Here is a 14220-nt window from a genome sequence, read left to right as displayed (position 1 = left end):
CGCAGACTCTGACACACCCCTCTGGCTGCGGACCTCCCGGGAGCCGACCAGCCCTGATCCCGGTTGGTCGTTGGCCGAGGTTCGACGACAGTCCCTAGTGCCAGGCGGCCAGCTTGTCCGGGTTCAGCGTGATCCACACGTCGGTGATCCGCGATCCGGCGACGTTCAGGGTGACGACGGCGACCACCGCTCCGTCCACCCGGCAGACCAGCGCGGGGCGGTGACCGGCGTTCTCCAGGGTCATGAGGGCCGTGGCCAGACGGCCCTCCTTGCGGGACGCGCCGATGAGGTAGCGGGCGGTCCTGTCCGCTCCGTGGATGGGCTTGAGAGCGGCACGGACGTGTCCACCGCCGTCCGCCCGGGCGGTGACCTGCGGGTCCAACAGGGCGATCAGGCGGTCGAGTTCGCCGGTCTGGCACGCCCGCTTGAACTCGCGGACCAGCCGCCGGTACTCCTGCTGATCCGCCTCGTGCCTGCGCGCGGAGGTGATGCCGCGGCGGGCCGCCACGGCCAGTGCGCGGCAACTCTCGGCGCTGCGGCCGACGATGGCGGCGATCTCGACGAAGGACACCTTGAAGACGTCGTGCAGCACGAAGCTCACGCGTTGCGCCGGCGTGAGGGCCTCAAGGAGGACGAGCATCCCCATGGTGACGGAATCGTCCAGGGCGACCCGGTCCGCGGGATCGTCCATGCGCCCGGACGTCCGTACGCTGCTCCACGCCGAGCTGTCCGGCAGCGGTTCGGGCAGCCACTCGCCCGTGTACCTCTCCCTGCGCACCCGGGCGGAGCCGAGGTGGTCCAGGCAGATCCGGCCGGCCACGCGGACCAGCCAGGCCGTGGGGGACCTGATGCCGGCGCGCGCCGAGGGGGACATCGCGTACCAGCGGGCGTAGGTCTCCTGGACGGCGTCCTCGGCGTCGTGCGTCGATCCGAGCATCCTGAAGGCCAGCGCCATCAGCATGGGCCGGTCCTTCAGCGCCGGGTTCGGGCGGGTGCCCGGTCGCCCCGCGTCCTTGCCCCGCATGAGCATGAGTTCCTCTGGACGAGGAGACACCTGTGCGGCGGCGCAGGGCCTCCATGAGTGTCGTGCTTCCATCGTGCAGACGGTGCCGGAAACCGGCGAGCCGTCGTGTGGGGCGGCCTCAGGCGGCGGTTCCGCTCGCCCCTCTGAGTCGCTCACGGGTGGCGCGGTGCCGCATCGCACGCCGTTCGCTCTCCGTGGTGCCGCCCCAGACGCCTTCCATGGGGCCGGTCTCCACCGCCCACTCCAGGCACCGGGCGGTGACGGGGCACCGCCGGCACACGGCCTTGGCCTCGTCGATCTGCGCCATGCCCAGGCCGCTGCCGCTGATCGGGAAGAAGAGTTCCGGATCCTCCTCGCTGCAGGCGGCGGCGTCGCGCCAATTCATGGAAGCCTCCTCATAGGTGGTCATGCCGGCTCACCGTTCGCGGCCGTCCCGCGGCCCAGGACCCGGCCCCGACCGGACGGTAAGTGCCATGTCTGGATGCTATGGACGAGCGCGCCGTGACGTCCAAGACGGATATCGGAAGGCGTCGATAGACACAGCCTATGGTCGCGATCCGCACATCCCGTGAAGGCGTGCGCCTCCACATAGGTACGACGACGCAGGCCGCCGGAATGTGACGTACGGGCCCCGGCCGGGCTCGTCGACGCGGAATTGCAGGGCGCATTGGAGGTCGGGGCCACGACGCGGCCGCAGAATTGTCCTGCGGATATGTCATGAAATTGGACCACACTCCTGCGCGTCCGGCTGCGTAGCCTTGCGGGCATGGACGTGTACGGACCACCACCCGCGAATCACGAACTCCCCACGGCCGGCTGACGCACCGCACCTCGGGGGTCGGAGAAGGAATGATCGATGGCCAGTACCTCTGACACGGCGATATCCGAAGCGCACGGGGCCTCCGCGCCGGGCGGCGCGGCGACGGCCCTCCTCGACGCGGAGGGAACCGTGGCCGGTTGGTCGCAGGCCGCCCAGCGGCTCGTCGGCTACTCGGCCGCGGAAATGGTCGGCCGGCCCGCCCGCGCGCTGCTCGTCGACGACGACGCCCGCACGCAAGCCCTCGCGACGGAGCAGATCTGCCACCGGGGCCGCTGGTCCGGCGTCGTGCGGGTCCGCCACCGCGACGGCCACGGCATCGACGTGCGCCTGACGGCACAGTCGCTGGCCGGCCAGGACGGCCGCACCCACTGGCTCGTCTCGGCGGCCGAGAAGTCCTCCTCTCCGTCGTGGGAGACGGACGGCCCGGCGCCGGTGGAGCCGCCCCCGGCCGGAGTCGCCGTACCCGGCCGTCTGCCGATCGGCATCGCGATACGCGACACCCAGGTCCGTTGCATCTGGGTGAACGACACCCAGGGCTTCGAGAACGGCGTCCCGCCCCCGCAACTGCCGGGGAGCCCGCCGCAGGCCGTCCCCGGCTCGCAGGCGGAATCGCTCGAGGCGGTCATGCACCGGATGCTGGAGAGCGGCGACCTGGTGATCAACGGGGGCTACCAGGCTTCCGTGCCAACGCAGACGCAGGCGCAGACCCAGGCGCAGACCCAGGCGCAGGCCCAGCGGGAGTCCCCCGCGGCCACCTCCCTCTTCCGCCTCGACGACGCGCAGGGCCGCGCGCTGGGCGTGTGCACCGTGGACGCGGACGCCACCGACAGCCGCCGCGCACAGGAGCGTCTGAGGATCCTGGACGAGGCGGGCAAGCGCATCGGCACCACCCTGGACGTCATGCGGACGGGGCAGGAACTGGCCGACCTCGCCGTGCCGACCCTCGCGGACTACGCCACCGTCGACCTCGCGGAGTCCGTCCTGCTGGGCGACGAGCCGCCCGTCCGCCGCGGCTCCGAGGACGGCGGACGGACCCCTGCCGTCCGCCGCGCCGGCCTGGCCTCGGTCCAACCGGGTGCGCCCGAGTCGCTGTTCGCCCGGGGGGAGCCGGTCTCCGCACCGCCGGCATCGCCGTTCACGGGCGTCCTGCGCTCCGGCAAGGCCCGCCTGGAGCCGGTGCTGAACGCCTCGCCCGGTACATGGCTGGACCACAACGACGCGGCACGCGCCGCCAAGGTCCGCGAGCACCGCATGCACTCGCTGATGCTCGTCCCCATCCGCGCGCGGGGCGCCGTGCTCGGTGTGGCGACGTTCATGCGGACCAGGGACCCCCGGCCGTTCGTGGACGAGGACCTGTTCCTGGCCGAGGAGCTCGTCCGCAGGGCCGCCATCTCCCTGGACCAGGCCCGCCAGTACGCGCGCGAGCACTCCGCCGCCCTCGCCCTGCAGCGCCAACTGCTCCCCCGCCACGCCACGGGCGGCTCCGCTGCGGACGTGGCCTGGCGCTACCTGCCCGCCGACAGCCACCACGGCGTCGGGGGCGACTGGTTCGACGTCATCCCGCTGTCCGGCGCCCGCGTGGCGCTGGTCGTCGGCGACGTCGTCGGACACGGCATCAACGCGGCGGCGACCATGGGTCAACTGCGCACCGCCGTGCACACCCTCGCCGACCTGGACGTGCCGGCGGACGAGCTGCTGGCCGCGCTCGACAAGCAGGTCACCCATCTCACCGAGGCGGAGGCCGGCCCGGGCGGGCCCCCGGCCGGCACGACCATGACGGCCACGTGCCTGTACGCCGTCTACGACCCGGTCACACGGCTCTGCACGCTGGCGCGGGCCGGACATCCCCCGCCCGCGATCGTCGACCCGCACGGCGGCGTCACCTTCCTCGACCTGCCCGTGGGGGCCCCGCTCGGCCTGGGTCTGGTCCCCTTCGAGTCCGTCACCCTGGAGCTGCCCGAGGGCAGCGTGCTGGCCCTCTACACCGACGGCCTGATCGAGGACCGCGAGCACGACATCGACGTCGGCATGGACCGCCTGGCTGCGACCCTCGCGCGACCCGGCCTCCCGCTCGAGGACCTGTGCTCGTCCGCGGTGGGCTCGCTCCCCGACGGCACACCGAACGACGACGTCACCCTGCTCCTCGCGCGGACCCGTTCCCTCAGCCCGGGCCACGTCGCGTCATGGCGCTTCCCCGGCGACGCGGCCGTCGTCAGCCGTGCCCGGTCGCTCGTCACCCGCCAACTGGCCCGCTGGGGGCTGGACGACCTGGCCGAGTCCACGGAGCTGATCGTCAGCGAACTGGTCACCAACGCCGTCATCCACGGCGGCGGAGGCTGCGACGACGACCGGACGATCGGGCTGCGCCTGATCCGGCACGCGGTCCTGACCTGCGAGGTCTCGGACACCAGCCACAGTCACCCGCTGCTGCACCGCCCCACCGCCACCGACGAACACGGCCGCGGGCTCTTCCTCGTCGCGCAGTTGTCGCGCGCTTGGGGAGCCCGCCACGTCCCGGAGGGCAAAGTCGTCTGGGTCGACCAGCAACTGCCGCCCGGGGCCGGTCCCTCACCGTGATCAAGGGCGCGACGTCACTCGCGTCCGATTTATACAAAAATGTTAGCACCTATTGCACCTTGCGGCTTATCAGCGCTACGCTGCACGGACATCCTCCAATAGCACCGGCCGGGGGCTTCCGGACGCCGCGGAGGCCACCGCCTCCGACGCCCACCGACACGTGAGGTGTCCCCCGAGGCCCGCCGCATGCGCCGAGGCCGGTGGCGAGCGGTCGCCAACTCCCGCTCCGCGAGCCGGAGCAGGACGGACGCCCCGCCACGGAACCTCGGCGACACCGCCGACGTGCACGACGCCACCCCGTGCGTCGCTGACCGGGCCCCGCATCCAGCAGGCCCGTCCGATCGGCATCACCCTTCGCTCTGGCACCACCAGTCCCAGCGCCACCTCCACGCGCCGTGCTGCGCACGAAGCACCGCGCCCCGCACAGCAGGAGAACCACCCGTGACCCTCACCGGCGAGAACACCGTGCAGCAACTACTGATCGACGGCATCTGGCAACAGGCAGCCGGCACACACACCTTCACCGCACGCGACCCGTTCACCGGCGACATCGCCTCCCAGGCCGCAGCCGCCCTCTCGGCGGACGTCCTGCGGGCGGCCGATGCAGCCGACCGTGCCTTCCCCGCCTGGGCGGCGCTGCCGCCCAACGAGCGCCGCCGCATCCTGTGGGCGGCCGCCGACGCACTCGAAGCGCGAGCCGAGGAGATCTCCGAGGCGATCACCGTCGAGATGGGCGGCCCCGCCCCATGGGGCCGCTACAACACCTCGGCCCTCGCGGAGAAGTTCCGTTACGCCGCGAGCGCGGTCCACGACGGCCTCACCGGCGAGCTCATCCCCTCCGAGGCACCCGGCCGCACCTCCATCGCGATCCGCAAACCGGTCGGCGTGGTCGCCTGCATCGTCCCGTGGAACGCCCCGGCGCTGCTCGTCGGCAACTCGGTCCCGTACGCGCTGGCCGTGGGCAACACCGTCGTGATGAAGGCGTCGGAACAGACCCCGCGCACCCACGGGCTGGTCGCCGAGTGCCTCACCGAGGCCGGACTGCCCCACGGGGTGTACAACCTCCTCACCAACGCGCCCGAGGACGGCCCCGAAGTGGTCGACGCGCTGATCGCCCATCCGGCCGTACGGCGGGTGCACTTCACCGGTTCGAGCCGGGTGGGCCGGATCATCGCGCAGCGGGCCGCCGCGCACATGAAGCAGGCGATCCTCGAACTCGGCGGCAAGGCGCCCGCCCTGGTCCTCGCCGACGCCGACCTCGACCGCGCGGTCAGCGCCACGGCCTTCGGCGCCTTCGCCAACTCCGGCCAGGCGTGCCTGTCCACGGAACGCATCCTGGTCGACCGCAGCATCGCCGAGGAGTTCACCCGGCGCCTGGCCGCCGTCGCCGCCACCGTCACCTGCGGTGACCCGCGCGACCCGCACACCGCGCTCGGCCCGGTCGTCGGACCGGACAGCATCGAGCGGCTGTCCGACCTGGTCCTGGACGCGGTCACGGCCGGCGCACGGCTCCTGGCCGGCGGGACGTCGGACGGTCCGTGCTTCGCGCCCACCGTGCTGGCCGACGTCACCCCGGACATGCGCGTCTACCGCGAGGAGTCCTTCGGCCCCGTCGTCGGCGTCATCGCCGTCGACGGACCCGAGGAGGCCCTGCGCGTGGCCAACGACAACGACTACGGGCTCACCTCGGCCGTCTTCACCCGGGACATCCCCCTCGCCCTCGACCTCGCCAAGCGCATCAACGCCGGCATGTGCCACATCAACGGCAGCACGCTCGACGACGAGGCGCAGATGCCCTTCGGCGGCGTCAAGAACAGTGGCTACGGCAAGTCCGGTGGGCGCGCCGGCCTGGAGGAGTTCACCGAACTCCAGTGGATCACCATCGAAGGCTCCCGGCCGCCGCGCTACCCCATCGCCGAATGACATGCACCTCTGGGCACGACACACAATCGACTCACCAGGAACGGACAGGAAATCGATGACCGACAGCTACGACTACGTCGTCGTCGGCGGCGGGACGGCCGGCTGCGTGATCGCGGCACGGCTGTCCGAGCCCGAAGGCTCACGCGTCCTGCTGCTGGAAGCGGGCACGGCGCAGACCTCGGCCGACATGACCTCGCCCCCGGCCTGGCCGGCCCTGCTGCAGACGTCGGCGAACTGGGGGGACACCACCGTCCGGCAGCGGGCGAGCGGCACCACCGTCGTCCTCGCCCGCGGGCGCACGCTCGGCGGCGGGTCCGCCATCAACGCGATGAACTTCCTCCGCGGCCACCGCTCCAGCTACGACGCCTGGGCGGAAGCCGGCCTGGAGGGCTGGGGGTTCGACGGGCTGCTGCCCTACTTCAAGCGCAGCGAGAACCTCTCCGGACGGGATCCGGCCCTGCGCGGGGTCGGCGGCCCCCTGACCGTCGGACTCCCCGAACCCCCGAACCCGGTCGTGGCGGCCATGCTCGACGCGGCGGCCGAGACCGGTCACCGGCGCGCGAGCGACATCGGCGGCGGAGCGGAGGAGGGATTCGGCTGGTCCGACCTGAACGTCGTCGACGGCAGGCGGCAGAGCGCCGCCGACGCCTACCTGGCCCCCGTCCTGCACCGTCCCAACCTGACCGTGGTGACCGGTACCCAGGTGCTCCGGCTGCACATCAGCGGCGGGCGGTGCAGCGGGGTGGAGTACGGCGCCAGGGACGGCACCGTATCGCTCGTCCGGTGCTCGGGCGAGGTGGTCCTCACCGCGGGCGCCATCGGATCGGCGCACCTGCTGATGCTCTCCGGAGTCGGCCCCGAGGGGCACCTGCGCCGCACCGGCATCGACGTCGTGGTGGACCTCCCGGGCGTCGGGGAGAACCTGCACGACCACCCGATCGCCAACCTCATCTACCGGGCGGCCCGCCCGGTCCCGGAGGGCGCCAACAACCACGGCGAGGCGTACGGCCTGGTGCGCAGCGGGCCCGGCCTCGACGGCCCGGACCTCCAGGTGCTCTTCGTCGACGCGGCGGGCCACATACCCGTCCCCGACGCGCCCGCGGCGGGGCAGGGTTACACCATCTCCGTCTCCTCGATACGGCCCCGCAGCCGCGGGAGCGTCCGCCTCGCGAGCGCCGACCCGGACGTCCTGCCGCTCGTGGACCCCGACTACTACGGCGACGAGCGGGACCTGGCCGCCGTGGTCCGGGGGCTTCGCCTGGCGCGGGAGATCGGTCAGGCGGACGCGCTCGCGGAGTGGCGCGGGCACGAGGTCCGGCCGGGGCCCCAGGTCACGGACGACGCCGGCCTGCGGGACTACGCGCTCAGGACCCTGTGTTCGTACATGCACCCCGTCGGCACCTGCCGGATGGGCGACGACGACGGCTCCGTCGTCGACCCCGCCCTGCGCGTGCACGGTGTCGACGGCCTGCGGGTCGCCGACGCCTCCGTCATCCCCTCGATCCCCTCCGCGAACACCAACGCCACCGTCTACGCGATCGCGGAACGCGCCGCCGAGTTGCTGCGGTCCTGAACGGTGGTCCGGAAAGGTCCTGACGGCGCCGCAGGCGGATGCCATGTCGGTCGGGACCGAACTCGGCCCCCACCGCGGTGCGGTGGGGGCCGGACCGCTGCTCAGGCGGAGTAGAGGCTCTCGATGTTGTCGTGGAGCTGGTTGGCCAGCGGCGGAGCGGTGTAGGTGTCGGTCATGACCTCGATGTAGCAGCCGGTGCCGGCCTTCGCCGCCGCGTCCATGGCCTGGTCGAGCTCGGCGAGGGTCGAGACGCGGGCGGTGAACCAGTCCTCGCAGCCCAGGGCCTTCGGCAATTCGGAGTAGCGCCAGTTGGCGAGGTCGTTGTAGGCGATGTCCGGGTGCTTGCACAGCAGACGCTCGATCAGGTAGCCGTGGTTGTTCAGCACGAACACCACCGGGCGCAGCCCGTACCGCCCGAACTGGCTGATCTCCTGCGCCGTGAGCTGGTGCGAGCCCTCGCCGGTGATGAGGACGACGCGCCGGTCGTCCTGCGCGGCGACGGCCGCGCCGACGGCGGCGGGGGTGGCCCAGCCGATCGAGCCCCACAGGGTCTGGTTGTGGAAGGTGGCACCGCTGGGCAGCTGGGCGAACGCCAGTCCCATGGAGACCGTTCCGGTCTCGGCGACCAGGATGTCGTCCGGCTTGAGGAAGTTCTCCCAGCGGGGGTAGAGGTTCTCGGCGGTGATGGAGTCGCCGCCGCTGCCTCCTGCCGGGGCCATGCGGGTCACCCGGGCCTCGATGTGCGGCCACTGCTTGCGGGGCAGCTTCTCGGTGAGCGCGACGAGCAGGTCCTTCATCTCCACGCTCTGGTAGGTCATGCCGTCGACGCTCACGTGGTGGTGGCGGATGTCGATCGTGCGACCGGGGTCGAGGTTGGCGGTGAACGCGCCGCTGTTGAAGTCGTGCATCAGCGCACCGACCAGGACGACGACGTCGCTGCCCTCGACGAAGCGGCGGACGCCCTCGTTCATGAGCTTGCCGTCGTACATGCCGCAGTAGCCGGGCTGTTCCTCGTTGAGGACGCCCTTGTCGGCCATCATCGTGGCGAAGGGCATCCCGGTGGCGTCCAGGAACCGCTGCAGTTCCGGTCCGAGGCCGGAACGGGCGGCGAGCACCCCGGGCAGGGCACAGGCGCTCTCGGCTCGGCCGAGCATGTCGGCGACGGCCCGCACGGCGGCGTCCAGCTGCGCGGGGTCGCTGGCCGGTGCGGGGATCGGCTGGGCCGATCCGACCACGGGCATCTCCGCGAGGTCGGCGGGGAACGCCATGTAGACCGGGCGGCGGTGGTAGGCCGCCGCCGCGATAAGGCGCTCGGTCTCGGACGCGACGTTCTGCGGCGTCATGATCGCGCTCGCGCACACCACGGCATCGGACATCTTCAGGAAGAGGTCGAACTCACCGTTGCCCAGGGTGTGGTGGACGACCGAGTGGTGCGCCTGCACGGGCATCTTGGGCATGCCGACCAGGTGGAACACCGGCAGGTGGTCGGTGTACGCACCGGCGATGGCGTTGATCGCGCTGAGTTCGCCGACCCCGTAGGTGGTGCTCACCGCGCCCACACCGTGCACGCGGGCGTAGCCGTCGGCGCTGTAGCCCGCGTTGAGCTCGTTGCAGCTGCCGATCCACTGGATGTCCGGGTGCTGGGAGATGGCGTCGTTGACGGGGAAGGCGTAGTCGCCCGGGACGCCGAAGACATGACGCACGCCGATGTCCCGCAGTCGGTTCAGGACATGCTGGATGACGGTGGTGGACATGGGGAGGTTCCTTTCCTGGTGACGGCACCACCGCCCCAGGGCGCCGGTCTCCGGTGGAGTCGGTGCCGGCCTCGCCGGGCGGCGCGGAGTGCGGCGGGCACCACGGGGAATGGCCACCGCCAGTGCCACAGGTGAAGCAAGCCGGGCTTTTCGCCCCCGCAACATGCTGTCCGCATCCCCCACAGCCCGCAACCGGAGCCATCCGGCCCACGAGCTGCGCGAACGGAGCGCAGGGGCCCGCCGAACACGCGGTCCGACCTGCGGATCGGCCGATACCCTCGACCCCGTGGCCGGATGGGGACCGGCCCACCTCCTCGGAGACCCCGAGGGCCTGATCGACTCCGCCACGACGGTGGGCGCGCTGATGCCGGCCGTGGCAACCGTGGAGAAGACCCGCCAGTGGCGGCAACACCTCCGCACGAGGTAGCGCCCCACCCCTGCCCCGTGCAGCGCGCAGCCGGGCGAACCCGACGCCGCTCGAGGAGCCGCCGTGCACGAGTTCGCAGCGGTTCTCGCGGGTGCGCCCATGTCACCCCGCGGTGAGGCCGTCATCATGCTGCTCATGGGCCTGGGTATGACCGTGTTCGGCCTGTTCGGAATCAGGCACACCCGCTTCTGGGTGGCGTACGACGAGCAAGCACAGCAGGACGCCCATGACGCCTACGGATGGGTGCCCGCACCGACCTCGGCCACACGCAAGGCCTCGCGCATCAAGACGAAGATCGTCGGCTCGGTCTTCGCGATCGCCGGCCCGACGCTCGCGATCATCGGGACCCTTCGCCTCGTCGAGCAGTAGGCGGATCCGGATCCGGCTCCGCCGGACGCACGCGCCGACCGTATGATCCGCGCATGATCGACCAGACGGCCCTCAGAAGATGGGGCAGGGCAATCGACTGGGCGGGACTGATCCCGTCAGGGCTCCTGCTCTTCACCGGCGTACGGGAGTACCGCGACGGCGGGTCCATCGGATGGCCCGTCGCCGGGGCGTTGCTCGTCCTGGCGAGCTGCTGGACGGTCTACCGCGGGATGTCCCGCCGACGCGGCGAGGCCGGCAGGCCGATGCCCTGATCGACGGTCTCGGGTTCCCGCCGGGTGCCGATCAAGTCGAGGAGGACCGTCGCGCCGTGGTCGGGGCTCCCTCTTCGGCGTAGTGGGCGACCAGACGGTGACCGGGGCGTGCCGTCCGGTTGCATCGCTGGCAGCCGAGAGTGAGGTCACCGGCCTCGACGCCATCCCGGCCCCCGTCGGCGCCCGCCACTGACCGGACCGCTCCGGCACCGGCCGACCCGGGGGCACCTGCTTGCTTCGGCAAGTAGCCCCTATATACTTGTGCCGACAATCAATTCCGGGTCCAGGGCAGCACGCCGGACCGGGGAGGCGCACCGCGACGACGGTCCGCCCACCGCGGCCACGCACGTGGCACAAGCACACAGGTGATCTCGATACCCATGCGCATCCTCATGTTCCACACCCCCCTGACCGGTCACTTCCTGCCCCTGCTGCCGCTCGCCCGGGCGTTGCGCACCCAGGGGCACACCGTTGCCTTCGTCTCCGCCGCCGCCATGGCCGGCCCGGTCGAGGCGCAGGGTTTTGAGCTGATCCCCGCCGGTCCGACCGTCGACGTGGCGATCGCCGAAGTGTCCCGCCGCAGCGGTGTCGACATGGCGTCGAATCCTTCGCCGGCGCTGGTCGCCGAGTTCTTCGCCGGGGCACGCGTCGACCTCTCCGTGGACGAGGCCCTCGCGGGGGCGCGCGCGTGGGAGCCGGACCTGGTCGTGTCGGAGCACTGCGACTTCGTGGGGCCGCTGGTCGCCGCCGTGCTCAAGGTGCCGTCCGCGGTGATGGGCATCGACCCGGCGCTGGAGCCCGAGGTTCTGGACGCCCTGGCCGCGACGGCGCAGTCCCGTTACCTCGACCGCGGTCTGCAGGCGCCGGCCCACGCGCCGTCCGGCCGCTGGCTGTTGGACCTCTGCCCGCCCGGCCTGCAGCGCGGCGGCACGCTGCCGTCCCTCGAACGGATGGCGCTGCGGCCGGAGCCCCACCAGGGCCCCGAGGGCACGCCGCGCGCGGCCAGGGTCCCCGGTACCGGCCGGCCCCGGGTGCTCGTCAGCCTCAGCACCGTCTCCGGCAGGGCCTCCTCGCTCGGTCCGCTGCTCCGGTCGCTGAGCGTCCTGGACGTCGACCTGGTCGCCACGACGGGAGGCGCTCCGGTCGACGACCTCGGGCTGGAGCCTGGCAGGGTCGAGCTGGTGTCCTTCGTGCCGGCGGCGGAGTTGCTGGACGGCGTGTGGGTCGTCGTGCACCACGGCGGTTCCGGCAACACGTTCGGGGCGGCGGCGCGCGGGATCCCGGCCGTCGTCGTCCCGGGTGCGGCGGGCCAGCAGCGTCAGGCGTTCCGGCTCCAGGCCGCGGGAGCGGGCGTGGCGATGCCGATCGGCGAGCAGGGGCCCGAAGCGGTCACCGCCGCGGTCAGCCGTGTGCTCGCCGAGCCCGCGTTCACCGCGGCGGCGGAGCGCCTGCGTGACGAGATCGCCGCGATGCCCTCGGCCTCGGAGGTCGCCGAGCGACTCACCGCCGCCGCGGCGGCATGACGCGTAGCGCGTGAGGGCCCGTCGGCCGGCTGACGGGCCCCCACACCGTCCGGACCCGCCGCCACCGCGCTACCGTCCCCGGTCACTTGCGGAACAGCAGCACGATCACGCCGAGCACGACGCCGAGGACCACCGCGGAGACGCCGTGGCCCACCCGGTGCGCGCGCACGCCCGGAAGGTGACGGTCGAGCGCGAAGCGGCCGGGCCCGACGACGGCCAGCGTGGTGGCCAGCGCGGCGATGAGCAGCTCGTACTCCACCCCCGTCGGGGCGAAGAACCCGCCGCCCCATTTCACGCCGACGGCATTGACCATGACACCCACCACCGCTGCCCCGGCGAGCGGGGTCAGCAGCCCGAGGGCGAGGCCCACGCCCCCGAGCACCTCGCTGAGCCCCGCCAGCACGGCCATCGCCTTCCCCGCCGGATAGCCGCCGGAGGTGAAGACGCGTCCTGCGCCGTCGAGGCCCACCCCGGAGAACCAGCCGAACAGCTTCTGGGCTCCGTGGCTCGCCATCGTCAGCCCGAGCACCAGCCGCAGGAGCAGCAGCCCGGCGTCATGGACGTACGGCGGGACGCCGAACTCGGCGGTGGCGTGGGAGCCGGAGCGGGACAGTGTGCTGAGGGGGGAAGCGGACATGTCTGAGGCCCTTCGTGGGGATGCCGTGTGCGGCCTGCGAGCCGGACGTCGCGACGGGCGGCCCACCGCACGGCCGATCACGGCAGCAGCGTGACGCCCTGCGGCGCCGTCCGGCACGCGGCACGCCGGACGTTAGGTCCATGGGGGTCGCATGCCGTGCCACCGATGGCCCCACCCCGCCCCTCCCCTGGCAGGATCTCCGGGTGACCTCCTTGTTCCTGATGGTCGGCCTGCCCGGGGCCGGGAAGACCACCGTGGCCCGGCGGCTCGCCGAGGAGCACGGCGCGCTGCGTCTGACGCCGGACGAGTGGATGATCCCGCTGTTCGGCGATTCCGAGGCGGACGGGAAGCGCGACGTGCTGGAAGGGCTGCTGCTGCGGCTCGCGCTGGAGGCGCTGGCGGTCGGGACCGATGTGGTCCTGGACTTCGGGTGCTGGTCGCGTGACGAGAGGTCGGCGATCCGCCGCCTGGCGGAAGCCGCGGGCGGGTCCTGCCGCCTGGTGTACGTACCGGTGGACCACGAGACCCAACGGGCCCGCGTCGCCCGGCGCCAGGCCACGACACCGGAACGGACCTTCCCGATGAGCGAGGCGGACCTCCTGCGCTGGCGGGCGCTGTTCGAGGAGCCCGACGCCGCCGAACTCGCAGGCGAGGACGTGGGCGACCCTCCCGCCGGGTGGCCGGGATGGCGCGAGTGGGCCGCCGGCCGGTGGCCCTCGTTCGGGTGACGGCCGCCCCAGGGGCCTCGCGGGCTCAGGCCCGGGGGCGGGACGCCTTCGACGCCTCCGGAGCCACGCCGTCGAGGAAGGGCCGCTCGAGGGGGGGCGGGCGGCCGCCGTCAGGTCAGGGCGGGCATGAAGCCGCCGCGCGCCACGCCGGCGGACAGCAGCACCGGCCAGTCCAGCGCGTCCGGCAGCTGATCCACCGACAGGACGACTGCCCCACCGGCCTGTGCGACGTCCAGGCACCAGTCGGCCATCCCGCTCGACGCCGCATCACCGTCAGACCCGCCCAACACCGGTGCGGCCAGGGCGGGTACGACGCATCCGTGGTCGCCGGGCCCGTCCACGACGCACAGGGTGAGCCGGGGGACGACGCTCCAGCCCTCGCACAGGGGCACCGCCCCGTCGGGCACGACCAGGGGTGGCAGAGCGTCGTGGACGGGTGCGTCGGCCAGCAGGAGCACAGGCGTGGCACCACGGACGAAGAGCGTCTTCTCGGGATCCATCAGCACGCGACCACTCTCGCAGCCCGTTCGCCCGGGCCGCGGGCGGGGGCCGGCACATCGTCGGCGGGCGCCCGCACGAGCTCACGAAATCTT

General features: G+C 72.6%; 13 protein-coding genes. 8 read left to right on the top strand and 5 right to left on the bottom strand.

All coding sequences use genetic code 11. The features are described from left to right. Positions 1-94 precede the first annotated feature (94 nt). Complete coding sequence (sigJ, locus tag OG937_37370; GenBank protein WUD76973.1) at positions 95-1024, bottom strand: RNA polymerase sigma factor SigJ; 930 nt, start codon at positions 1022-1024, stop codon at positions 95-97. A gap of 118 nt (positions 1025-1142) precedes the next feature. Continuing rightward, positions 1143-1409 carry a WhiB family transcriptional regulator gene (locus OG937_37365; protein ID WUD76972.1) on the bottom strand — a complete coding sequence of 89 codons (267 nt, stop codon included), beginning with the start codon at positions 1407-1409 and terminating at the stop codon, positions 1143-1145. Between the two features lie 471 nt (positions 1410-1880). Here OG937_37365 and OG937_37360 point away from each other — a divergent pair, with 471 nt between their 5' ends. The 3 genes from OG937_37360 to OG937_37350 all read left to right on the top strand — a co-directional run bounded on the left by OG937_37360 (position 1881) and on the right by OG937_37350 (position 7917). Next, positions 1881-4421, top strand: a complete 2541-nt coding sequence (locus OG937_37360) for a SpoIIE family protein phosphatase (GenBank protein WUD76971.1) — start codon at positions 1881-1883, stop codon at positions 4419-4421. 441 nt (positions 4422-4862) lie between these two features. After that, positions 4863-6344: an aldehyde dehydrogenase family protein gene (locus OG937_37355; protein ID WUD76970.1), complete on the top strand. Its 1482-nt coding sequence runs from the start codon at positions 4863-4865 to the stop codon at positions 6342-6344. Between the two features lie 55 nt (positions 6345-6399). Continuing rightward, positions 6400-7917 (top strand): FAD-dependent oxidoreductase, encoded by a 1518-nt coding sequence (locus OG937_37350; protein WUD76969.1) that lies wholly within the window; start codon positions 6400-6402, stop codon positions 7915-7917. Positions 7918-8018: 101 nt separating this feature from the next. On the opposite strand, the gene OG937_37345 is transcribed toward OG937_37350, so the two are convergent. Further along, complete coding sequence (locus OG937_37345) at positions 8019-9671, bottom strand: thiamine pyrophosphate-binding protein (GenBank protein ID WUD76968.1); 1653 nt, start codon at positions 9669-9671, stop codon at positions 8019-8021. Positions 9672-9957: 286 nt separating this feature from the next. Here OG937_37345 and OG937_37340 point away from each other — a divergent pair, with 286 nt between their 5' ends. From OG937_37340 to OG937_37325, 4 genes are all read left to right on the top strand, one after another. Further along, positions 9958-10098, top strand: a complete 141-nt coding sequence (locus OG937_37340; GenBank protein ID WUD76967.1) for a hypothetical protein — start codon at positions 9958-9960, stop codon at positions 10096-10098. A gap of 63 nt (positions 10099-10161) precedes the next feature. Further along, on the top strand, positions 10162-10467 hold the full coding sequence (locus tag OG937_37335; GenBank protein ID WUD76966.1) for a hypothetical protein: 306 nt from the start codon (positions 10162-10164) through the stop codon (positions 10465-10467). A gap of 53 nt (positions 10468-10520) precedes the next feature. Beyond that, positions 10521-10739, top strand: coding sequence for a hypothetical protein (locus OG937_37330; GenBank protein WUD76965.1), 219 nt, complete (start codon positions 10521-10523; stop codon positions 10737-10739). Between the two features lie 380 nt (positions 10740-11119). Beyond that, positions 11120-12262, top strand: coding sequence for a glycosyltransferase (locus OG937_37325; GenBank protein WUD76964.1), 1143 nt, complete (start codon positions 11120-11122; stop codon positions 12260-12262). Positions 12263-12344: 82 nt separating this feature from the next. On the opposite strand, the gene OG937_37320 is transcribed toward OG937_37325, so the two are convergent. Then, a complete protein-coding gene (locus OG937_37320) occupies positions 12345-12899 on the bottom strand; it encodes a DoxX family protein (GenBank protein ID WUD76963.1) in 555 nt (184 codons plus the stop codon). A 203-nt stretch (positions 12900-13102) separates the two neighbouring features. Between OG937_37320 and OG937_37315 the strand changes: the two genes are divergently transcribed. Then, positions 13103-13627, top strand: coding sequence for an ATP-binding protein (locus OG937_37315; protein WUD76962.1), 525 nt, complete (start codon positions 13103-13105; stop codon positions 13625-13627). A gap of 110 nt (positions 13628-13737) precedes the next feature. On the opposite strand, the gene OG937_37310 is transcribed toward OG937_37315, so the two are convergent. Continuing rightward, entirely contained in the window at positions 13738-14127 is a 390-nt protein-coding gene (locus OG937_37310) for a hypothetical protein (GenBank protein WUD79009.1), read from the bottom strand. Positions 14128-14220: the final 93 nt, after the last annotated feature.

Source organism: Streptomyces sp. NBC_00510, from assembly GCA_036013505.1.
Taxonomy (GTDB): Bacteria; Actinomycetota; Actinomycetes; order Streptomycetales; family Streptomycetaceae; genus Actinacidiphila.
Note: the sequence above shows the minus strand (reverse complement) of the source record. Positions and strands in the feature narration are given on the sequence as shown.